The 22094-nt window shown below is 69.0% G+C and carries 22 protein-coding genes, 1 tRNA gene and 1 pseudogene; 22 read left to right on the forward strand and 2 right to left on the reverse strand.

Annotated elements, in window-relative coordinates; genetic code table 11:
- Nucleotides 1-994, reverse strand: a pseudogene (locus Q0581_RS08025) (class I poly(R)-hydroxyalkanoic acid synthase); the annotation flags it as partial.
- Nucleotides 995-1081: 87 nt separating this feature from the next.
- Between Q0581_RS08025 and Q0581_RS08030 the strand changes: the two are divergent.
- From Q0581_RS08030 to lpxB, 21 genes are all read left to right on the forward strand, one after another.
- Complete coding sequence (locus Q0581_RS08030; protein ID WP_298699231.1) at nt 1082-1492, forward strand: hypothetical protein; 411 nt, start codon at nt 1082-1084, stop codon at nt 1490-1492.
- Between the two features lie 64 nt (nt 1493-1556).
- Nucleotides 1557-2498, forward strand: a complete 942-nt coding sequence (gene glpX, locus Q0581_RS08035) for a class II fructose-bisphosphatase (RefSeq protein ID WP_298699232.1) — start codon at nt 1557-1559, stop codon at nt 2496-2498.
- Nucleotides 2499-2502: 4 nt separating this feature from the next.
- Nucleotides 2503-4290 carry a single-stranded-DNA-specific exonuclease RecJ gene (gene recJ / locus Q0581_RS08040; protein WP_298699234.1) on the forward strand — a complete coding sequence of 596 codons (1788 nt, stop codon included), beginning with the start codon at nt 2503-2505 and terminating at the stop codon, nt 4288-4290.
- Nucleotides 4291-4353: 63 nt separating this feature from the next.
- Nucleotides 4354-4428 (forward strand) — tRNA-Glu (locus Q0581_RS08045).
- A gap of 170 nt (nt 4429-4598) precedes the next feature.
- Nucleotides 4599-5162 (forward strand): cold-shock protein, encoded by a 564-nt coding sequence (locus tag Q0581_RS08050; protein WP_298699236.1) that lies wholly within the window; start codon nt 4599-4601, stop codon nt 5160-5162.
- A gap of 29 nt (nt 5163-5191) precedes the next feature.
- Nucleotides 5192-5674 (forward strand): DUF192 domain-containing protein, encoded by a 483-nt coding sequence (locus Q0581_RS08055; protein WP_298699237.1) that lies wholly within the window; start codon nt 5192-5194, stop codon nt 5672-5674.
- Between the two features lie 165 nt (nt 5675-5839).
- Complete coding sequence (gene rpsB, locus Q0581_RS08060) at nt 5840-6751, forward strand: 30S ribosomal protein S2 (protein ID WP_298699239.1); 912 nt, start codon at nt 5840-5842, stop codon at nt 6749-6751.
- A gap of 98 nt (nt 6752-6849) precedes the next feature.
- The gene (gene tsf, locus Q0581_RS08065; RefSeq protein ID WP_298699240.1) at nt 6850-7791 is read left to right on the forward strand and encodes a translation elongation factor Ts; all 942 of its coding nucleotides are present in this window, start codon (nt 6850-6852) and stop codon (nt 7789-7791) included.
- Between the two features lie 111 nt (nt 7792-7902).
- Nucleotides 7903-8640: a UMP kinase gene (pyrH, locus tag Q0581_RS08070; RefSeq protein WP_298699242.1), complete on the forward strand. Its 738-nt coding sequence runs from the start codon at nt 7903-7905 to the stop codon at nt 8638-8640.
- Nucleotides 8641-8681: 41 nt separating this feature from the next.
- Entirely contained in the window at nt 8682-9239 is a 558-nt protein-coding gene (gene frr, locus Q0581_RS08075) for a ribosome recycling factor (protein WP_298699243.1), read from the forward strand.
- Nucleotides 9240-9264: 25 nt separating this feature from the next.
- Nucleotides 9265-10017 (forward strand): polyprenyl diphosphate synthase, encoded by a 753-nt coding sequence (gene uppS, locus Q0581_RS08080; protein ID WP_298699245.1) that lies wholly within the window; start codon nt 9265-9267, stop codon nt 10015-10017.
- Nucleotides 10017-10835, forward strand: coding sequence for a phosphatidate cytidylyltransferase (locus tag Q0581_RS08085; protein ID WP_298699247.1), 819 nt, complete (start codon nt 10017-10019; stop codon nt 10833-10835). Before uppS ends, Q0581_RS08085 begins: the two co-directional genes overlap by 1 nt.
- Nucleotides 10832-12028: a 1-deoxy-D-xylulose-5-phosphate reductoisomerase gene (gene dxr / locus Q0581_RS08090; protein WP_298699249.1), complete on the forward strand. Its 1197-nt coding sequence runs from the start codon at nt 10832-10834 to the stop codon at nt 12026-12028. Before Q0581_RS08085 ends, dxr begins: the two co-directional genes overlap by 4 nt.
- Nucleotides 12029-12044: 16 nt before the next feature.
- Nucleotides 12045-13265, forward strand: a complete 1221-nt coding sequence (locus Q0581_RS08095) for an RIP metalloprotease (RefSeq protein ID WP_298699251.1) — start codon at nt 12045-12047, stop codon at nt 13263-13265.
- 29 nt (nt 13266-13294) lie between these two features.
- Nucleotides 13295-15700: an outer membrane protein assembly factor BamA gene (gene bamA / locus Q0581_RS08100; protein ID WP_298699253.1), complete on the forward strand. Its 2406-nt coding sequence runs from the start codon at nt 13295-13297 to the stop codon at nt 15698-15700.
- Nucleotides 15701-15730: 30 nt separating this feature from the next.
- Nucleotides 15731-16315, forward strand: a complete 585-nt coding sequence (locus Q0581_RS08105) for an OmpH family outer membrane protein (RefSeq protein WP_298699255.1) — start codon at nt 15731-15733, stop codon at nt 16313-16315.
- 22 nt (nt 16316-16337) lie between these two features.
- Entirely contained in the window at nt 16338-17360 is a 1023-nt protein-coding gene (gene lpxD, locus Q0581_RS08110; protein WP_298699257.1) for a UDP-3-O-(3-hydroxymyristoyl)glucosamine N-acyltransferase, read from the forward strand.
- Nucleotides 17353-17823: a 3-hydroxyacyl-ACP dehydratase FabZ gene (gene fabZ, locus Q0581_RS08115; RefSeq protein ID WP_298699259.1), complete on the forward strand. Its 471-nt coding sequence runs from the start codon at nt 17353-17355 to the stop codon at nt 17821-17823. The genes lpxD and fabZ overlap by 8 nt, the downstream gene beginning before the upstream one ends.
- Nucleotides 17820-18608, forward strand: coding sequence for an acyl-ACP--UDP-N-acetylglucosamine O-acyltransferase (gene lpxA / locus Q0581_RS08120; protein WP_298699260.1), 789 nt, complete (start codon nt 17820-17822; stop codon nt 18606-18608). Before fabZ ends, lpxA begins: the two co-directional genes overlap by 4 nt.
- Nucleotides 18605-19435 carry a UDP-2,3-diacylglucosamine diphosphatase LpxI gene (lpxI, locus tag Q0581_RS08125; protein ID WP_298699262.1) on the forward strand — a complete coding sequence of 277 codons (831 nt, stop codon included), beginning with the start codon at nt 18605-18607 and terminating at the stop codon, nt 19433-19435. Before lpxA ends, lpxI begins: the two co-directional genes overlap by 4 nt.
- Complete coding sequence (gene lpxB, locus Q0581_RS08130; protein ID WP_298699264.1) at nt 19432-20601, forward strand: lipid-A-disaccharide synthase; 1170 nt, start codon at nt 19432-19434, stop codon at nt 20599-20601. The genes lpxI and lpxB overlap by 4 nt, the downstream gene beginning before the upstream one ends.
- Here the strand turns inward: lpxB and Q0581_RS08135 are convergent.
- Entirely contained in the window at nt 20585-21670 is a 1086-nt protein-coding gene (locus Q0581_RS08135; RefSeq protein ID WP_298699266.1) for a transcriptional regulator, read from the reverse strand. The two genes, lpxB and Q0581_RS08135, sit on opposite strands and share 17 nt — an antisense overlap.
- Nucleotides 21671-21790: 120 nt before the next feature.
- On the opposite strand from Q0581_RS08135, the gene Q0581_RS08140 reads away from it, so the two are divergent.
- The gene (locus Q0581_RS08140; protein ID WP_298699268.1) at nt 21791-22066 is read left to right on the forward strand and encodes a hypothetical protein; all 276 of its coding nucleotides are present in this window, start codon (nt 21791-21793) and stop codon (nt 22064-22066) included.
- Nucleotides 22067-22094: the final 28 nt, after the last annotated feature.

A 22094-nucleotide genomic window follows, 5' to 3' on the forward strand; every position in this document is an offset into this window, starting at 1 on the left:
AGCGGATCATCGAGTTCTCGGGCTGCAGGTCCAGGATGTAGTATTTGTTGATCCACGGCGGGAAGATCAGCAGGGGCGTGGCGCGCTGCCGGTCCGTGGCGGCGTCGAACTGGATCAGTTCGAACAGCTCGTCGCGCCACACCACCTGGCCCGGCGCCGTGGCGACGTTCTCGCCCACCTTGAACCGGCCATAGTCGGCCTGGCTGATCTTCAGCTTGCCGCCGCCGCGCTCCATGTCGGCGGCGAAATTCTGCATCCCCTTGACCAGGCTCTCGCCGTTGGTCTCGGCCAGGGCCTTCAGCGCCACGGGGTTGGAGGCCAGGAAGTTGGATGGCGAAAAGGCGTCGGTCAGCAGCTTGGTGAAGAACTCGGCCCGGCGGCGCGTCATCGGATCGACGTCGTCGGCCGAGGCGACCAGGCCGTTCATCCAGTCCGAGGTGGCCAGATACGACCGCCGCATGACGTCGAACATCGGGTTTTCCGACCAGGCCGGATCCTTGAACCGCTTGTCTGCGGGGGCAGGCGCGACCTCTTCGCCGGCCGCGCGCCGGGCGGTGGACGACCACAGGTCCATATAGCGGTTGAACAGGTCCGCCTGGGCCGCGAACAGGCGGTCGGGGCGGGCGGCCAGGCTGGTCATCACCGCCGTCATGGCCGGGGCGACGTTGAACGGATCGGGCGACAGGGCGGCGGGGCGGTCGGCCTGGCTCAGCGCCGCCTCGGCGATGGCCGCCTGGGCCGTCATGGCCGCCTTGGCCAGGTTCATCGACAGGGTTTCGATCAGCGCCTGCTGATCCGCCATCGCGTTGGCGGGGGCAGGCGATTCGGGCTGAGGCGGCGTCTGCGGCTTGGGGGCGGCCTTGGCCTGGGCTTTGGCCTTCGGCTTGGCCGTCTTGGCCGAGGTCGGGCGGCCCGGCTTGCGCGGGGCGCGGGGCTTGGCGGCGTCCTTGGCCTGGGCTGAGGCGTCTGAAGCGGTCGTCGGGCGCTTGGCCATGGGCGGTCCTCCGGTCAGGGCGGCTTTCGCCCCGCGCGATCATGGCATATGACCGGCCCTGAAATGAATGCGTCCCGGGTCATAAAGATGCTGCTGGCGACGGCGGCCTGTGTCGTGCAGGCGGCCTGCGCCGGATCGTTCGCGGCTCAGACCGACGACCAGTCGCCCCTGGCGCCGCGCGTTCAGGCCCTGGTGGACGCCAACCGCACCTATCCGCAGTGGAGCCGCTTCCCCGCGACGCCGACCGATGCGCCCCAACCGGAACAGTTCGCGTCGCGGGTTCAGGGGCTGAACGCCTCGGGCCAGGAACTGGAACGCCAGGCCACGGCCATCGACTGGGATCTGTCGGACCCGGCCGGTTTCGCCGCCGCCGTCCAGGCGCGGATGGCCCAGGTTCCGGTGTCGCCCGATGCTGCGCGCACGCGCGACGATGTCGAGGCGCTGGCCGAACGCCTGCGCCGCCTGGCCACGGCCCCGCCGCCGGTGCCCCGCAACTGATCGTTTGAAGAGACGCCGACCCGGCCGACAGACGCCGGGCGCATGCCCACCAGGAGCCTGTCCCATGACCCTTTCGACCCTGGCGTTCGACGCCGCGCGCGTGACCGAGCTGGCCGCCATCGCCAGCTGGGCCCAGATCGGCCGCGGCGACGAGAAGCATGCCGACCAACTGGCGGTCGACGCCATGCGCAACGCCCTGAACGCCCTGGCCATCGACGGCAAGATCGTGATCGGCGAGGGCGAGCGCGACGAGGCGCCCATGCTGTATATCGGCGAGAAGGTCGGGACGGGCAAAGGCCCGGCCATCGACATCGCGCTGGACCCGCTGGAAGGCACCACCCTGACGGCCAAGGCCATGGCCAATGCGCTGTGCGTGCTGGCCATGTCGGAAGGCGGTGGCATGCTGCATGCGCCCGACACCTATATGGACAAGATCGCGGTCGGCCCCGGCTATGCGCCTGGCCTGGTCGATCTGGACATGAGCCCCCAGGACAATGTGCAGGCCCTGGCCAAGGCCAAGGGCGTGGCCACGCGCGACATCACCGTCTGCGTCATGGACCGTCCGCGCCACGCCGATCTGATCGCCGCCCTGCGCCAGGTCGAGGCGCGGGTCATGCTGATCACCGACGGCGATGTGGCGGGGGTGATCCATACGGCCGAGCCGCACACCGGCATCGACCTGTATCTGGGCCAGGGCGGGGCGCCCGAGGGGGTGCTGGCGGCCGCCGCACTGAAATGCGTGGGGGGCTTCTTCCAGGGGCGTCTGGTGTTCCGCAACGACGACGAGCGCGCCCGCGCCACCCGTACCGGCGTGACCGACTTCGACCGCAAATACGACCTGCATGATCTGGTGTCCAAGGACGCGGTCTTCGCCGCCACCGGCGTGACCAAGGGCGCCATGCTGGACGGGGTGACGATGCGCGACGGCTTCGTCTCGACCCACACGGTGATCATGGATTCCGCCACCCGCACCGTGCGCCGCATCCGCATGACGCGCCCGGCCTGATCGCATGGCCGCCGCCTTTCTGGGCGTCGAACGGTCGTTGAGCGGCCGCGCCTGGCGACAGCGCCCGGCCCAGGCTGAGATCATCCGCGCGCACATGCAGGGCCTGGGCCTGGACGAGCCGATGGCCCGCGCCCTGGCGGCGCGCGGCGTGACGCCGGACCAGGGGGCGGATTTCCTGACCCCCACGCTGAAGGCCCTGTTTCCCGATCCGTCCTGCTTCACCGACATGGATGCGGCGGCGGCGGCCATCGTCGACGCCTTGCAAACGCGAGCTAACGTCTGGGTCTTCGCCGACTATGACGTGGACGGGGCGTCCAGCGCGGCCCTGTTGGTGCGCTGGTTCCGGGCCATGGGCGCCGAGCTGCCGATCTATGTGCCCGACCGGCTGAAGGAGGGCTATGGCCCCAGCGCCCGGGCGTTCGACACGCTGAAGGGCCAGGGCGCGGATCTGGTGGTCACCGTCGACTGCGGCGCGGCGGCGAACGAGGCGCTGGATCACGCCGCGTCCATCGGCCTGAATGTCGTGGTCATCGACCACCACCTGATGCGCGAGCATCCGCCGCGCGCCCTGGCCGTGGTCAATCCGAACCGGCCGGGCTGCAACTCGGGCCAGGGCAATCTGGCGGCGGCAGGGGTGGTGTTCGTGCTGCTGGCCGCGCTGAACCGCGAGGCGCGGCGGCGCGGCCTGTTCGACGGCCGGGCCGAGCCGGACATCCGCGCCTGGATGGATCTGGCGGCCATGGGCGCCATCTGCGACGTGACGGCCCTGACGGGCTTCAACCGGGCGCTGACGCGGCTGGGCCTGGGGGTCATGTCCGGCTGGGCCAATCCGGGGCTGAAGGCTCTGCTGGCGGCGGCGGGGGCCGAGCCGAAACCCGCGACGACCAATCATGCGGGCTTCATCCTGGGGCCGCGCATCAATGCCGGCGGGCGCATCGGGCGTTCGGACCTGGGCGCGCGCCTGCTGTCCACCGACGACCCGACCGAGGCGGCCCAGCTGGCGGCCGAGCTGAACGCCCTGAACATCGCCCGGCGCGAGGTCGAGGCGGCGGTGACCGAAGCCGCCGTGCGCCGCGTCGAGGCGTCCGGCGCCCATCAGGACGGATCGGCCGTGGTGGTGGTCGCCGGCGACGACTGGCACCCCGGCGTGGTCGGCATCGCCGCCGGCCGCCTGCGCGAACGCTGGCGGAAGCCGGTCGTGGTGATCGGCGTCGATCCGGCCACGGGCGTGGGCAAGGGCTCGGGCCGGTCGCAGCCGGGCGTCAATCTGGGCCGGGCGGTCCAGGCGGCGTGGGAGCAGGGCCTGCTGCTGGCCGGCGGCGGCCACGCCATGGCGGCGGGCCTGACCGTGGCCCCGGGCGGCGCCGATGCGGTGCGCGACTTCCTGAACGACCGGCTGGCGGGCGAAAGCCAGCAGGCCGCTGAGCAGGACCGGGTCGAAATCGACGCCCTGATCGACGCCGGGGCCGCGACGCGCGACCTGTTCGAGGCGTTCGAGCGGATGGCCCCCTTCGGCCCCGGCAATCCCGAGCCGCTGTTCGCCCTGGACGGGGTTCAGGCGCGTGACGCCCAGCCGATGAACGGCGGCCATGTGCGGTGCCGTCTGGTCGGCCCGGACGGCGCCTCTGTGCGGGCCGTGGCCTGGCGCTGCGCCGACCTGCCGGCGGGTCAGGCGCTGCTGGCGGGGCAGGGGGGGCTTAAGGTCGCCGGCCGGCTGAAGGCCGACGACTGGAACGGCCGGCGCGGCGTTCAGATGGAGATCGAGGACGTCGCCGATCCGCGCATGGCCTGAGCGCCCGAATGGGGGGTTGCGCGGCTCGGAATCGGCGGCTATATCGCCCGCTCCCCGCGCAGCGGTCCCTTCGTCTATCGGTTAGGACGTCAGGTTTTCAACCTGAAAAGAGGGGTTCGATTCCCCTAGGGACTGCCACGCGGGGCCTTCCCTCCCATCGCAGCCTTCGTCCCCGACGCCGCCCCAGCTCGCGTGAGCGGCGCTGAATTTCATTCGTGGAATTGTCGTTTTTCGCTTTTCCCGTGTTCGAAGAACCGTGTTAAGCTTGTTGCTGGTCCACGTGGGGTTGTGGGCTGGGGGCTTGAACGTTGTCAGAATTCGAGGGGGCCCAGGCGCCGGACACGGTCCGCATCGCCGGGCGGGTCAAGTGGTTTGATCCAGGCAAGGGCTACGGTTTCATCGTGCCCGACGATCCCGTTCTGACGGAACTCAAGGATGTTCTGCTGCACATCAGCAGCCTGCGCGACAGCGGCCGCGACAGCGCCGACGAAGGCGCGCCCATCGAATGCACCTGTGTGCGCCGGCCCAAGGGCTGGCAGGTGGCCGAGGTGCTGGACCTGGGGCCGGGCGATCCGGACGCCGGCAGCGCGGCGCCGCGGCGTGGCTATGAAGGGCTGAAGGCTGCCGCGCGCGAGCGGGCGCCGATGCTGAATCCCGATGCGGCGCTGGAGACCGCCGTGGTCAAATGGTTCAATCGGACCAAGGGCTACGGATTCGTGGTGCGCGCCGACCAGCCGGGCGATATCTTCGTGCACATCGAAACGCTGCGCCGCTGCGGCCTGGACGACCTGATCCCCGGATCGGCCGTGCAGGTCCGGTTCGCCGAAGGCCCCAAGGGCCTGGTGGTGGCGGAAATCACCACGGACGAGTAAGCCTCGTCCGCAAAGGGATGAGGGACTTCATGCTGTATCGACGCACCATTCTGGCGGCCCTGGCGGCGGGTCTGGCCCTGTCGGGCGCCGCCTGCGCCCAGGATCCGGCCGTGGACGTCAACGGCCGCCCGCTGGAAGCCCTGACCATCGTCACGGCCAGCGGGTCGCACGACTTCCTGGTCGAGATCGCCGACACCGAACCGCTGCGCCAGCGCGGCCTGATGCATCGGCCGCCGCTGGCCGACGACCGGGGCATGCTGTTCACCTGGCCGGGCGAAACGGCCCAGGAGCGCGGCTTCTGGATGCACAATACGCCCAGTTCGCTGGACATCATCTATGTCGGGGACGACGGTCGGATCGTCTCGATCATCCGTCGGGCCGCGCCGAACTCGGACGCTATCCTGCCGTCGCGCGGGCCGGCCAAGGGCGTGGTCGAACTGCGCGCCGGGCGGGCCGACGAGATCGGGGCCAAGGCGGGCGATGCGGTGCGTCACCCCTATTTCGGCCGCTGACACGGCGGCGCTTGCGTTTTCAGAGGTTTGGGCCTAGAAGCCGCGCGCACTTCGCACGTGGGCGTGGCTCGTCTGGGGGAGACATCCCCGTTCGCTCCGTTCCGAGGGACCGCCCGGTCCTTTAACCGCCCGCGCTAGGTTGATCGGAAAAAGGACTGAACGATCATGGCTCTGCCTGAATTCTCGATGCGCACCCTGCTGGAAGCGGGCGCCCACTTCGGCCACCAGACGCACCGCTGGAACCCGAAGATGGACAAATACATCTTCGGCTCGCGCTCGAACATCCACATCATCGACTTGTCGCAGTCGATTCCGCTGCTGCACCAGGCGCTGGTCGCCGTGCGCGACGTGGCGGCCAAGGGCGGCCGCGTGCTGTTCGTCGGCACCAAGCGCCAGGCCGCCGACCCGGTGGCCGAGGCCGCCAAGCGCTGCGCCCAATATTACATGAACAACCGCTGGCTGGGCGGCACCCTGACCAACTGGCGCACCGTCTCGGGTTCGATCCAGCGCCTGCGCGAACTGGACAGCCTGCTGGAGTCGGGCGGCGAGGGCCGCGTCAAGCGCGAGCTGCTGAGCCTGCAGCGCGAACGCGACAAGCTGGAAGCCTCGCTGGGCGGCATCAAGGACATGGGCGGCGTGCCGGACATCATGTTCGTGATCGACACCAACAAGGAAGCGATCGCGATCCAGGAAGCCCGCAAGCTGAACATCCCGATCATCGCCATCCTGGACACCAACTGCGACCCGGACGGCATCACCTATCCGGTTCCGGGCAACGATGACGCCGCGCGCGCCATCCAGACCTATTGCGACCTGATCGCCGACGCGGTTCTGGACGGCCTGGCCGCCGGCGCCGGCGCCTCGGGCGTGGATCTGGGCGCGTCGGAAAACCCGGTCGAGCCGATGCTGCGCGAAGCCGCCGCCCCCAAGGCCGAAGCTGAAGCCGCCCCGGCCGGAACCGAAGGCGTCGCCGCCGAACTGGAAGCCGCTGCTGAACCGGCCGTGGCCGACGAAGCCGCCCAGGACGCGACCGCCGAAGCCAACGACGCCGTCGAAAGCGAGCCGGCGCAGGTCTGAACCGGCGCCCGCTGTCACGGACGGCGACTAAAAACTGCGGCCGGGCCTGAATCGGGTCCGGCCGCTACCGCATACGAGAACACCAGGAGACTGAAACCATGGCCGAGATCACTGCCGCCCTCGTCAAGGAACTGCGCGAGCGTTCGGGCGTCGGCATGATGGACTGCAAGAAGGCCCTGCAAGAGACCAATGGCGACATCGACGCCGCCATCGACTGGCTGCGCGCCAAGGGCCTGTCCAAGGCCGCCAAGAAGGCCGACCGCGTGGCCGCCGAAGGCCTGGTCGCCGTGGCTTCGAAGGAAGTGGGGGCCGGTGAAGTCGGCGCCGCGATCGAGTTCAACGCCGAAACCGACTTCGTCGCCCGCAACGAGCTGTTCCAGAACGCCGCCAAGAATTTCGCCCAGCTGGGCCTGGAGCACGCCACGGTCGAGGCCCTGCACGGCGCCGAACTGGAAAACGGCAAGACGGTCCAGGACGAAGTGACCAACCTGATCGCCACCGTCGGCGAGAACATGCAACTGCGTCGCGCCGCCCGCCTGTCGGTCGATGAAGGCGTGGTCGCCTCTTACGTCCACAACGCCGTGTCGCCGGGCGTCGGCCGCATCGGCGTGCTGGTCGCCCTGCACGGCGGCGGCGACAAGGCCGCCCTGCGCGAACTGGGCCGCAAGATCGCCATGCACGTCGCGGCGACCGCTCCGCTGTCGCTGAACACCGACGACCTGGACCCGGCCGCTATCGAAAAGGAACGCACCGTTCTGATCGAAAAGGCCAAGGAAGAAGGCCGTCCCGAGGCCATGATCGAAAAGATCGTCGAGGGTCAGATCAACAAGTTCCAGAAGGACGTGGTGCTGACCAAGCAGCCGTTCGTCATGGACCCGGACGTGACCATCGAACAGCTGGTCGCCAATACGGGCAAGGAATTGGGCGCGCCCGGCCTGCACCTGGCCGGCTTCGTCCGCCTGGCCCTGGGCGAAGGCGTCGAGAAGGTCGAAGGACCGGACTTCGCCGCCGAAGTCGCCTCGATGACCGGCGGGAACTGATTTCCACGCCAGACTGAACGCGCGGGGCGCGCCGGGCTTTGAAGCCGGGCGCGCCCTTCGTCTATAAGGAACAGCCCGATTCCGGGCTGAACGCCGCACACGGACGACGCCATGCCCGAGACCCCGCCCGAGTTCCGATACAAGCGCGTGCTGCTGAAGGTGTCGGGCGAGGTGCTGATGGGCGACCAGCCCTATGGCATCGACATGAAGACCGTCGCCAGCGTGGCCGAGGCCGTGGCCGCCGTGTCGCGCGAAGGCGTCGAGATCTGCCTGGTCATCGGCGGGGGCAACATCTTCCGCGGCCTGTCCAAGGCCGCCGGCGACATGGAGCGCGCCACGGCCGATTACATGGGCATGCTGGCCACGGTGATGAACGCCCTGGCCATGCAGGCGGCGCTGGAGAAGATCGGCGTCCAGACGCGGGTGCAGAGCGCCCTGACCATGAACGCGGTGGCCGAGCCCTATCTGCGCCGCCGCGCCCTGCGGCACCTCGAAAAGGGCCGGGTGGTGATCTTCGCCGCCGGGGTGGGCGCGCCCTTCTTCACGACGGATTCCGGCGCCGCTCTGCGCGCGGCCGAAATGGGCTGTGACGCCCTGTTCAAGGGCACCAGCGTGGACGGCGTCTATACGGCCGATCCCAAGAAGGATGCGTCCGCCACCCGTTACGACCGCCTGACCTATCACGACGTGCTGGCCAAGGATCTGCGCGTCATGGACGCCTCGGCCGTGGCGCTGATGCGCGATTCCGGCATTCCGATCGTGGTCTTCTCGATCCGCGAGGAAGGCTCGTTCCGCCGCGCCCTGAAAGGCGAGGGGGCCTTCACCGTGATCGGTTCGCAGACAAGTTGAAATCCGTCCGTTAAAGAGACGAAAGACGAAGGGAAAATCCCATGGCGAAACCTGACCTGAAGATCTTCCGCGACCGCATGGACAAGTCCGTGTCGGCCCTGAAGGACGAATTCGCCGGCCTGCGCACCGGCCGCGCCAACGCCGGCTTGCTGGACCCGGTCCAGGTCGAGGCCTATGGCTCGACCTCGCCGTTGAACGCCGTGGCCGCCGTCACCGTGCCCGAGCCACGCATGATCACCGTCAGCGTCTGGGACAAGGGCATGGTGGTCTCGGTCGAAAAGGCCATCCGCGCCGCCGGCCTGGGCCTGAACCCGGTGGTGGACGGCCAGACCCTGCGTATTCCGATCCCGCCCCTGACCGAGGAACGCCGCAAGGATCTGGTCAAGCTGGCCGGCAAATACGCCGAGCAGCAGAAGATCGCGGTGCGCAACGTGCGCCGTGACGCCAATGACGAGCTGAAGAAGGCCGAAAAGGCCGGCGACATCAGCCAGGACGAACAGAAGAAGATGGAGATCGAGGTCCAGAAGGACACCGACGCGGCCATCAAGCGCATCGACGAGACCTTGAAGGTCAAGGAACAAGAGATCATGCAGGTCTGAGACCTGCGCGCGGAAGGACCGCCCGATGCCGGATGACAACGCCGCCTCTATGCATGGAGGGCCGCCCCTCCATGTGGCGGTCATCATGGACGGCAACGGCCGCTGGGCGAAGGCGCGCGGCCTGCCCCGCGCCGCCGGGCACCGGGCGGGCGTCGAGGCGCTGAAACGCACCATCCGGGGCGCGCCGGGCGTGGGCGTTTCCTGTCTGACCGTTTTCGGCTTTTCGACCGAGAACTGGAGCCGGCCCGAGGACGAGGTGTCGGACCTGATGGGGCTGGTGCGCACCTATGTCGCGTCAGACCTGGCCAAGCTGGCGAAGGAGGGGGTGCGCCTGCGCATCCTGGGTCGCCGCCAGGGTCTGCCCGACGACATCGCCCGCATCGTGGACAAGGCCGAGGCCGACACCGCCCACAACGACCGCTTCATGCTGCAGGTGGCCTTCAACTATGGCGGCCGAGCCGACATCGTGGACGCCGCCGAGGCCTACGCCCGCCGCGTGGCGTCGGGCCAGGCGACCGGCCCCCTGACCGAACAGGCGTTCGGCGCGGGCCTGTCCACCGCCGGGGCGCCGCCGGTCGATCTGATCGTGCGCACGTCGGGCGAACTGCGCCTGTCGAACTTTCTGTTGTGGGAAGCCGCCTACGCCGAACTGGTGTTCCAGGACATCCTGTGGCCCGACTATGGCCCCGAGGCCCTGGGCCGCGCGGTGGCCGAATTCCGGGCGCGCGACCGGCGCTTCGGCGGCCGCAGCCCCGAAACCCTTCAGGCGGCCGTCTGATGGCGGTGCGGGTGCGCGAAATGGGCATGCGCACGGCCTCGGCCGTGGTGCTGGCGCCCCTGGCCGTCGGCGCCGTCTGGCTGGGCGGGCCGTGGATCCTGGGCGTCATGCTGGCGGCCTGCGTGCTGCTGTCAGTGGAATGGGCGCGGATGAGCGCGCGCGACAAATGGCTGCCGATGTTCGGCGCCGTGGCGGCGGCCCTGGTGGCCTCGGTCGCGACGGCCCATGCGGCGGGCCTGTCGTTCGGCCTGGTGTTGATGGTGTTCGGCGCCTGCCTAGCGGGCCTGTTCGCCCGCACGCGCGGCCTGTCGGGCGTCGATGCGGCCTATGGAGTTCTGTATATCGGCTGGCCCGCCATCCTGATGATCTGGCTGCGCGACGGGACCAGCGCGGTGGGCTTCTACTGGGTCACCCTGGCCTTCGCCGTGACCTGGGCGGCCGACATCGCGGCCTATCTGGTCGGCAGTCTGGTGGGCGGACCCAAGCTGTGGCCGCGTTTCTCGCCCAACAAGACCTGGTCGGGCTTCATCGGCGGGCTGGTGGCGGCGGTCCTGGCGGGCATGTTGATGACCACCCTGCCGGAATCCGGCGTGCCGGGGCCGATCTGGAGCGGGGTGCTGGGCCTGGCCGGCGGCCTGGCGGCCATGGCGGGCGATCTGTGGGAATCGGCGCTGAAGCGTCGGTTCGGGGTCAAGGACGCGGGCGCCCTGATCCCCGGCCACGGCGGGCTGATGGACCGGGTCGACGGGCTGATGTTCGCCATTGTGGTGATCGCGGGGGGTCGGGCGCTGGTGCATTATCTGGGCGTCGGCGCATGATTTCGCGGCGCGTGTCGGTGCTGGGCTCGACCGGATCGGTCGGGACTTCGACGCTGGACCTGATGGAACGGGCCGAGCAGGCCGGGGCAGGGCGGTTTGAGGTCGAGGCCCTGACCGCCGGGTCCAATGTCGCGCTGCTGGCCGAACAGGCGCGGCGCTGGCGGCCTCAGGTCGCGGTCACGGCCGACCCGGCACGGCTGGACGACTTGCGTCGGGCCCTGGAAGGAACCGGGATTGAAGCAGCCGCCGGCGACACGGCGGTGGTCGAGGCGGCGTCCCGCCCGGCCGACTGGACCATGGCGGCCATCGTCGGGGCGGCGGGTCTGAGGTCTGCCTGGGCCGCCGCGCGCAACGGCGGGGTTCTGGCCCTGGCCAACAAGGAAAGCCTGGTCTGCTGCGGCCCCGCCTTGGGCGAGGCGGTGCGAACGGCGGGCGGGCGACTGATCCCGGTCGATTCCGAACACTCGGCCATCTTTCAGGTGTTTCCCGCCGATGCGCCCGAACAGGTGGCCAAACTGGTGCTGACCGCTTCGGGCGGCCCGTTCCGTCAGGCGACCACGGCCCAGATGGCCGCCGTCACGCCCGAACAGGCCGTGGCCCATCCCAACTGGAGCATGGGGGCCAAGATTTCGGTCGATAGCGCCACCATGGCCAACAAGGGCCTGGAGATGATCGAGGCGGCCTATCTGTTCGACATGCCGGCCGACCGCATCGATGTGGTGGTCCATCCCGAATCCATCATTCACAGCCTGGTCGAATACGTCGATGGCTCGACCCTGGCTCAGATGGGGCCGCCGGACATGCGCACCCCCATCGCCTGCGCCCTGGCCTGGCCTGATCGACTACCGTGGCCCGCGCCGCGGCTGGACTTGGCCGCCCTGGGCCGGCTGACGTTCGAGGCGCCGGACGAGGCGCGCTTTCCGGCCCTGCGGCTGGCGCGCGAGGCGCTGACGGCGGGTGGGTCGGCGCCGACGGTGTTCAACGCCGCGAACGAAGTGGCGGCGCGGGCCTTCCTTGACCGGCGCCTGGGCTTTCTCAATATTGCCGCAGTCGTCGCCGAAACCATGGATCGCGCGGCGCGCGCGGGGGTTTGCGCCGATCTGAACGATGCCTGCGAGGCGGCCCTGGCCGTCGACGCCGAGGCCCGTCGGATCGCCGACAACGTCCTGGGCGCAATGGCCGACGCGGCATGACGGGAGGCGACACGGTTTGATCGACGCGGTGACCACGGTCCTGACCTATGTCGTGCCGTTCCTGCTGGTGCTGACGCTGATCGTCACCCTGCACGAACTGGGGCATTTCCTGACGGCGCGCGCCTTTGGCGTGAAGATCGAGCGGTTCGCAGTCGGCTTCGGCAAACCTGTGTTCAGCCGGACCGACCGGCACGGCGTCGAATGGCGCGTGGGCTGGATGCCGCTGGGCGGCTATGTGCGGTTCGCCGGCGATCTGGATGCGTCCAGCGTGCCGGATCATGCGGGCCTGGCGGAGTTGAAGGCGCGGCTGACGGCCGAACAGGGACCGGGCGCCGAGCGGGACTATTTCTACTTCAAGCCGGTTTGGCAGCGCGCCCTGATCGTGGCGGCCGGTCCGGTGACGAATTTCGTCTTGGCCTTCTTCCTGTTCGCGATCTATTTCGGCGTGGTGGGCGAACAGGTGCTGGCCCCGCGCGTCCTGACCGTGGCGCCGGGCGGACCGGCCGCGGCGGCGGGTTTCCAGCCCCGCGACCTGATCACCGCCGTCAACGGCCGCACTGTTCGCGACAGCAGCGACGTCACCGCCGTGGTGATGCTGAGCGCCGGCGACGCGGTGCACTTCACCGTGGATCGGGGCGGCCGCAGCCTGGAGCTGACCGCCACGCCCGAGCGCCGCATCGAGGATGACCCCATCGCGGGCCGGGTTCGCATCGCGCGCATCGGCATGGGCATGGGGCCGATGGTGCGCGAAGACATCAGCATCCGCCGCCTGAATCCGCTGGAGCTGGCGGGCAAGAGCGCCGGGACCATCCGCGATTCCCTGAGCCTGACCCTGACCTATATCGGCCGCATCTTCACCGGCCGCGAGAACGGCGATCAGCTGAGCGGGCCGCTGGGAATCGCCCGCGCCACGGGGGCCATCGCCACCCAGGCGGTCGAGGCCAATCCCGATCCGATGGCGACTGTGGCCAATCTGCTGCTGACGATGACCAGCTTCGCCGCCATACTTTCGGTCGGAATTGGCTTTCTAAACCTTCTGCCCATCCCGGTTCTGGATGGCGGCCACCTGCTTTTCTACGGCTATGAAGCCATAGCGAAGCGCCCGGTCGCCGCCCGGTTCCAGGAGGCAGGATACAGGGTCGGTCTTGCGTTGCTGGCGGGTTTGATGTTGTTCGCGACCTGGAACGATCTGCAGAAGCTGAATCTCTTCAAATTCCTCGGCGGGCTTTCTTCATGAGCCGACGCCAGCCCCCGATGGTCCTTCGTATGATGAACACCGATTTGCGCGCTTCCCAACGACTGAGCGGCCGAGCCAGCGCCCTGGCCCTGGTTGTGGCCTCCGGCCTTGGCGCGGCGGGCATGGCCCAGACGGCGGCCGCGCCTGCCGCTGCGCCCGAAGCCGCCCCGCAGGCGGCGCCGGCCCGGCCCGAGGCGATCGCCATCAACCGCATCGTCGTGCGCGGCACCCAGCGCATCGATCAGACCACCATCCTGTCCTATCTGCCGATCCAGCCGGGCGACAGCGTCGACGCCTCCATGCTGGACATCGCGGTGCGCACCCTGTCGCGCACGGGCCTGTTCGCCGACGTTCAGGTGGGGATTCAGGACGGCGATCTGGTCGTCCAGATCGTCGAGAACCCGATCATCAACCAGGTGATCTTCGAGGGAAACAACGCGGTTCGCGAAGACAAGCTGCGCGAAGAGGTCACGATCCGGCCGCGCGGCGTCTATACCCGCGCCAAGATCCAGGAAGACGTCGGCGCCATCGTCGAACTGTACCGCCTGTCGGGCCGCATCTCGGCGACCGTGACGCCCAAGCTGGTCCAGCTGGAACAGAACCGCGTCGATGTGGTGTTCGAGATCAACGAGGGGCCGGAAACCGGCATCCAGGCGATCACCTTCATGGGCAATCAGGTGTTTTCGGACTCCGACCTGCGCGAAGTGATGGTCACCAAACAGTCGCGCTGGTGGCGTCTGTTCACCAAGAACGACAATTACGACCCCAACCGGCTGGAGTACGACCGCGAACAACTGCGGAAATTCTACACCAACCGGGGCTATTACGACTTCCGCATCGTGTCGGGCGTGGCCGAGCTGTTGCCGGACGCCAGCGCCTTCGGCCTGACGCTGACCCTGGAAGAAGGCGACCGCTACAATTTCGGTGAGATCAAGGTCGTCACCGAGAATGACCGCCTGAACACCGAATTCCTTCAGGCGCTGCTGCCGATCCGTACGGGCGACCTGTACGAGAGCGACAAGATCGAAAGCGCTGTCGACGCCCTGACCTTCGCGGCCGGTGCGGCGGGCTATGCCTTCGTCGAGATCAACCCCAGCTATCGCGCCGACCCCGAAACCGACACCGTCAACGTCACCTTCAATGTGCGCGAAGGCCAGCGGGTCTATGTCGAGCGGATCAATGTGGTCGGCAACACCCGCACGATCGATCCGGTCATCCGTCGCGAACTGATGCTGACCGAAGGCGACGCCTTCAACCGCGCCCTGATGGAGCGGTCGCGCAACAATCTTCGGGGCCTGGGCTTCTTCAAGGACGTCAAGATCGAGGAGACGCGCGGGTCCGCGCCGGATCGTTCGGTCGTCAACGTCACCGTCGAAGAGCAGCCGACCGGCGAACTGTCGCTGGGCGCCGGCTTCAGCTCGGTCGAATCCTTCGTCATCAACCTGGGCATCTCGGAGCGGAACTTCCGCGGACGGGGCCAGAATGTGCTGGCGCGGGTGGAATGGGGGTCGCTGCGTCAGCAGATCGATTTCCGCTTCACCGAGCCGCGCTTCCTGAACCGCGACATCCGCGCCGGTTACGACCTGTTCCACACGCGCTACGACTTCCGCGACGTGTCGGCCTATCAGTACCGCTCGACCGGGGCGGGTCTGCGCCTGACCTTCCCGCTGAACGGCTACACCAGCCTGAGCACGCGCTACTTCATCCGCGAGGACGAGGTGATGGTGCCCAGCAACTATTGCGGCAGCACCTCGCTGGGCTCGCGGGCCCTGTGCGAACAGATCGGCGCGTCGTTGAACTCGTCGGTCGGCTACACCCTGTATGTGAACCGCACCAACGACCCGATCCGCCCCACGCGCGGCTGGAACGGCTCGCTGCGTCAGGACTTCGCCGGCGTCGGCGGCGACGTGAACTATCTGAAGACCGAGGTCGAAGGCGCCTGGTACTATGGCATCACGCCCAACTGGGTCGTCAGCCTGCAGGGTTCGGGCGGCTATGTGTCGGGCTGGGCCGGGGATCCTGTGCGGATCAACGACCGCTTCTTCAAGGGCGGCAACAGCTTCCGCGGCTTCGAGAACGCCGGCATGGGGCCGCGCGATCTGCGCACGCGCGACGCCCTGGGCGGCAATTTCTACGCCATCGGCACCATCGAGTTGACGCTGCCGAACGGTCTGCCCGAAGAATACGGCATCAAGACCTCGCTGTTCGCCGACGTGGGCACCCTGGGGGTTCTGGATGACCGCTATCGTCTGAATTCGTCAGGCGCGCTGGATCCCAATATCGTCGATAATCTGGGGCTGCGGGCCTCGGCCGGCCTCAGCGTCCACTGGAAATCGCCGATGGGACCGATCCGTTTCGACTTCAGCCAGATCCTGTCGCGCGAAGACTACGACCGGACCGAGACCTTCCGGTTCTCGACCTCGACCCAGTTCTAACAACCGGCTCAAAAAGCCAAAGGCAAAACCATGAAACTCCTCGCTATCGGCGCCGCCGCCCTGGCGGCCTTCACCGCCACCGCCGCTTCGGCCCAGACCGCCGGACCGCAAAATCCGGGTCCGGCCCTGCCGGGCGTCTGCGTCTATTTCAACCAGCGCCTGCTGGCCCAGTCGACGGCCGGCGTCGCGGTCCAGACGCGGATGGAGCAACTGGCCCAGGAAGTGCGCGGCGAACTGCAACCCTACGCCACCACCATCCAGACCGAGATCACCGCTCTGCAGCAAGGCCAGGCCAGCATTCCGGCCGATCAGATGCAGCAGCGCCGTCAGGCCCTGCAACAGCGCATCCAGGAAGCCCAGCAGCTGGAGCAGACCCGCGAAACCGAGCTGCGCTACACGCTCAGCGAACAGCGCCGTCAGATCTCGGCCGCGGTCGAGCCGATCCTGGTCGCCATCTATCAGGAACGCGGCTGCGGCATCATGATCGACCGCGAAAGCGTCTTCATGATGAACCCGACCATGGACGTGACCGACCTGGTCATCCAGCGCCTGAACACCAGCCTGCCGACCCTGTCGTTCAACCGTCTGCAAGTGCCGGTCGAAGCCCAGCAGTAAGGACCAGGAGCGGGCCGACGCCATGCCTGACGCCCGCTTCTTTCAGGCGCTTTCGCCCCTCAGTGTCGCCCAGCTGGCCGAGACAATCGGCGGCCGGGTCGAACGGGGCGGCGAGCGCATGATCGCCTCCGTGGCGCCCCTGTCCGATGCGGACGGGGGCGCGATCGCGTTTCTGGCGGACCGCAAGCTGGTCGCGGCCCTGCGCAGCAGCCGCGCCGGCTGCGTCATCGTGGGCGAAGCCGCGGTGGCGGATGCGCCGGCCGACGCCGCCGTCATCGTGTCGGGCGAAGCCCAGGCCGCCTGGGCGCGGGCGTCGCTGCGGCTGCACCGAACGCTGGAGCTGGATCAGGCGATCACCGTCGCCGAGGCCGCCGAAGACGACACCGTGGTGGTCGAACCCGGCGCCATCATCGGTCAGGGCGTGCGGATCGGCCGGGGCAGCCGCATCTGCGCCGGCGCCGTGATCGGGCCGGGCGTCCAGATCGGGCGCGACTGCCGCATCGGCCCCCACGCCAGCATCGGTTTCGCCCTGATCGGCGACCGGGTGCGCATTCTGGCGGGCGCCCGGATCGGCGAGCCCGGTTTCGGCGCCGCCTGGTCCAAGGATGGCCCCGTGGACATCCCACAGCTGGGTCGCGTCATCCTGCAGGACGGGGTGACGGTGGGCGCCAACACCTGCATCGACCGCGGCGCCTATGCCGACACGGTGATCGGCGAGAATTCCAAGATCGATAATCTGGTCCAGATCGGCCACAACTGCATCATCGGCCGCAACGCCCTGATGGCCGCCCACACCGGTATTTCCGGCTCGGTCACCGTGGGCGACAACGTCATGTTCGGCGGCCGCGCGGGCGTGGGCGACCACATCACCATCGGCGAGGGCGCGCGCATCGCCGCCGGGGGCGGGGTTCTGGCCGATGTGCCGGCGGGCGAAACCTGGTCCGGCTATCCGGCCAAGCCGATCCGTCAGTCCTTGCGCGAAGCGGTTTGGCTGGCCAAACAGGCGGCTGGAAAGACTCGCGACAAGGGCAGGACTGATGGCTGAGGGCGACGACCGGATCGACTATGCCGAGGTGATGCGGCGCCTGCCGCACCGCTATCCCTTCCTGCTGGTCGACAAGGCCCAGGATTTCGTGGCCAACACCTCGATCACCGGCATCAAGAACGTCACCCACAACGAGCCCTTCTTCCCCGGCCACTTCCCGATCGATCCGGTCATGCCCGGTGTCCTGATCGTCGAGGCCATGGCCCAGACCGGCGCCCTGCTGATGTCCAAGACGATGGATGTGGCGGTCGAGGACAAGGTCATCATGTTCATGTCCATCGACGGGGTGCGCTTCCGCAAGCCGGCGCGGCCGGGCGACCAGCTGCGCATGCAGGTCACGGTGACCAAGCAGCGCGGCGATGTGTTCAAATTCCGCGGCGAGACCTTCATCGACGACAAGCTGGCGGCCGAGGCGGATTTCGCCGCCATGGTCGTGACCGTCGAAGCGCCCGTCACCGCATGAACCGCCTTCACCCCAGCGCCCTGATCGACGCCTCGGCCCGCCTGGCTGATGATGTCCAGGTCGGCCCCTGGTGCGTGGTCGGCCCCAATGTGGTGCTGGAGGCCGGCGTGCGGCTGGTCAGCCATGTGGTGGTGCAGCAGGACACGACGGTCGGCGCCCGCAACGTCATCCATCCCTTCACCGTCATCGGCGGCGACCCCCAGCACAATGGCTACAAGGGCGAGCCGGTGCGGCTGGAGATCGGCGCGGACAATGTCATCCGCGAACACTGCACCTTCAATCGCGGCACGCCCCAGGGCGCGGGCGTGACCCGCGTGGGGTCCAATGGCCTGTTCATGACCGGCGCCCACATCGGCCATGACTGTGTGGTCGGCGACAACGTCGTCATGGCCAACAACGCCACCCTGGGCGGTCATGCACGCATCGGCGACAAAGTGTTCCTGGGCGGGCTTTGCGCCGTGCACCAGAACGGCCGGGTGGGCCAGGGCGCCATCGTCGGGGGCCTGGCGGCTGTGACGCGCGACGTCATCCCTTATGGCTCGGCCTGGGGCAATCACGCGCAACTGCATGGGCTGAACCTGATCGGGCTGAAGCGCAAAGGCTATGGCAAGGATCAGGTGCGCCGCCTGCTGGCCGCCTATCGCGATCTGTTCGACGGCGCCGGCGTCTTTGCCGACCGGGTGGACGCGGTCGCGACCACCTATGCCGACCTGCCCGAGATCATGGAGATCGTCGCCTTCATCCGCGAGGACGGCAAGCGCCCGCTGTGCCTGCCGGGCGAATGAAGCGTCTGGGCCTGATCGCCGGGGGCGGCGACCTGCCGCTGGCCATCGCCCGGCGATGCGAGGCCGAGGGGCGGCCGGTGTTCGTCATCCGGCTGGCGGGCTTTGCTGACGCCCATCTGAACCGCTGGCCCGGCGCCGACTTCGGCATGGCCGAGATCGGCGGCATACTGAAGGCGTTGAAGGCCCAGGATTGCGGGTCGGTCTGCCTGGCCGGCAATGTATCTCGCCCGGATTTCAAGACCTTGAAGCCTGATCTTAAGGGCGCGTCCCTGCTGCCGGGCATTGTGGCGGCGGCGACCAAGGGCGACGACGCCCTGTTGCGCAAGATCCTGTCGGTGTTCGAGGCCGAAGGGTTCGCGGTCGAGGGCGCGGACGACATTCTGGGCGGCGACATGCTGCCGCCCGGCGCCCTGGGCCGTCTCGCGCCGACGCTGGAGCAGATCGCCGACCTAAAGAAGGCGCTGCATGTGGCGGAAAAAGCAGGTGAACTGGATATAGGCCAGGGGGCCGTGGTCGTCGATGGCCTGGTCCTGGCGGTCGAGGCGCAGGAGGGGACCGACGCCATGCTGAGCCGCGTCGCGGGCCTGCCGGCCGATCTGCGCGGCGGGCCCGGCGCGCCGAAGGGGGCGCTGGGCAAGGCGCCCAAGCCGATCCAGGATCTGCGTGTCGATATGCCGGTGATCGGCGCCCGCACAATCGAGCTGGCCGCCACCGCCGGTCTGGCGGGCGTGGGCGGCCAGGCGGGGCGGCTGATCCTGATCGACCGCGCCGCCATCATCGCGGCGGCGGACCGGCTGGGCCTGTTCGTCTGGGGCGAGACCGAATGACCGCGCCCCTCAAGATCATGCTGGTGGCGGCCGAGGCGTCGGGCGACGTGCTGGGCGCCGGTCTGGCGCGGGCGCTGAAGGCGCGGCTGGGCGACGGGGTGACCTTCGTCGGCGTCGGCGGCCCCCGCCTGGCGGCCGAGGGGGTGCACAGCCCGTTCGACATCGCCGAACTGTCGATCCTGGGCTGGCTGGAAGGCTTGCGCGCCTATGGCCGGGTCAAGCGGCGGGTGGCGGAAACGGCGGCCCTGGCGGCGCGCGAGCGGCCCGATGCGGTGGTGCTGATCGACAGCTGGGGCTTCACCATCCGGGTGGCCAAGGCGATCCGCGCGGCGTCGCCGTACACGCCCCTGATCAAATACGTCGGCCCCCAGGTCTGGGCCTCGCGGCCGGGCCGGGCCAAGACGCTGGCGGGGGCGGTCGATCACCTGCTGGCCCTGTACAGTTTCGATGCGCCCTGGTTCGAGCGCGAAGGCCTGGCCACGACAGTGGTGGGGTCGTCGGCCCTGCATATCGACCTGTCCGGCGCCGATCCGGCCGGGTTCCGCCGGTCACTGGGCCTGGGGCCGGACCAGCCGCTGCTGCTGGTGCTGCCGGGCAGCCGCCCCAGCGAGATCCGCCTGATGACGCCCGTCTATGAACAGGCGGTCCAGACCCTGAAGGCCGCGCGGCCTGATCTGGCGGTGGCCGTGGTCGCCGCCGGCACGGTGGCGGCCGATGTGGCCCAGCGCGTAGCCGCCTGGCCGTTCCGCGTCCATCTGGTCGGGGAAGATCGCAAATATGACGCCATGACCGCCGCGACCGTGGGCCTGGCGACCAGCGGCACGGTGTCGACCGAGCTGGCCCTGGCCGGGGCGCCCATGGTCATCGCCTATCGGTTCCAGCCGCTGTCCTACGCGATCATGAAGCCCTTCTTCACGGGCAAATACGCCACCCTGTTCAACCATGCGGCCGATGAAGAGATCGCGCGCGAATTGATTCAGGACGACGCCACGCCGGACAAGACGGCCCAGGCGGTCGGGCGTCTGCTGGACGATCCGGCCCTGCGCGCGGACCAGGCGGCGCGTCAGACGGCGGCTCTGGACCTTATGGGTCGCGGCGCGCGTGATCCGTCGGACATCGCGGCCGAGGCTGTGCTGGACGTGATCGCGGCTAAGCGCGCGGTCTGAACAGGCGGAACCGGCGCCGGGCCAGGATCATGGTCCCGACGATGCAGGCGCAGAACAACAGACCCTCCAGCCCCGCGCTGAGCACATGGCTGATCGGGCCGAAACCGTCTTCGCCGAACAGGCGGCCGAAGGCGTCCAGCCGCAGGCGCGAGCCGGGGAACTGATCCGCCAGCAGATCCAGACTGCCGCCCATCAGCCGTCCGCCCACCAGCGCGACCATCAGCCCGGCGCCCAGGCCGCACACCGCCGCCGTCGCCACGCCCAGCCGCAGCGAACCCCGCCGCGTGCGCCGCACCGTCAGCCAGGCCGCCAGCCCCACAGCGGCGCCCAGCAAAGCCCCCTCGGGCGCCCCGGTGATGTCGCCGGGCGACCGGCCGAACAACAGGGTGCTGGCGTCGGCGCCCAGCAGCTTGACCACCGCCCCGACCAGCAGGCCGCCGCCCGCGCCGCCCACGATGCTCCAGGCGTCGAACCGCCGGGCGATCCGCGCCGCCGCCACCATGCCGAAACAGACGCCCGCCGCCCCGACTACGGCCAGCATGGTCGTCAGGCACACCATGACCAGCAGAACCGACAGGGCGCCCACGCCGCCCTGGCTGGCGTCCGCCGCCCCGACCAGCCCATAGATCAGTCCGCCGATCAGGCCCGCCAGACCGCCGCCGGCCACGCCCGCGACCCCCAGCGTCAGGAACGGCTGGGGCAGGGCCGTTCGCTCGGCCGCGATCGGCCCAGGCGGCGCAGCTGTGTCATCCGGCGTTTCGATCGCGGCGATGAAGCGATAGCCGTGCTTGGGCGCCGTGGCGATGAAGTGGGGCCGGGCGGCGTCGTCGCCCAGGGCGCGGCGCAGGGTGCGGATGCATTGGGTCAGGGCCTCGTCCGTCACCGGCACGCCCTTCCAGACCTCGTCCAGAAACCGGTCCTTGGGCACCAGCCGCCCCTGTTCGCGCACCAGCAGGATCAGGGCGTCCAGATAGCGGGCGTTCAGATCGACCGTCACCCCGTCGCGCGTCAGGCGCCGGTCGGCCGGATCCAGTTCGAACCCTTCAAAACGATAGCCGCCGGACGCCAATTTTCAGCAAAGCCTCAGGTGTTGCTCATGCCGCTCAGCCCCCGGCCGCGCGAGGGTGCGACCGTCACTCACACGCGGAGCAAAGGCAATGGCGGAACGATTGAAAGCGGGAGCGCGGTCATGGTCGATCTGATCCTGCCGGGGCAGGGGGCGCCGCTGGTGCGCCTGTTGTGCGGCCGGCGCGGCCGGCCGACGCGGCTGCATCTGAACGACGGGCGCCAGATCACCGCCTGGAACTGCGCCTGGGGCCGCGACCATGGCCGTGACTGGGAGCATCTGACCCTGAACATGTCGCCGCGACGGGCGGGTGCGGAAACGGCCTTCGTCTCCACCGCCGATGTCGTGGCCGCCTGCGATGCCGAAAGCGGCGCCGACCTGTACGCCCGGGCGGTATGAGGCACAAAAAAACGCCGGGGCGCGAACC

The sequence above is a fragment of the uncultured Brevundimonas sp. genome (assembly GCF_937863155.1).
Classification (GTDB): Bacteria; Pseudomonadota; Alphaproteobacteria; order Caulobacterales; family Caulobacteraceae; genus Brevundimonas.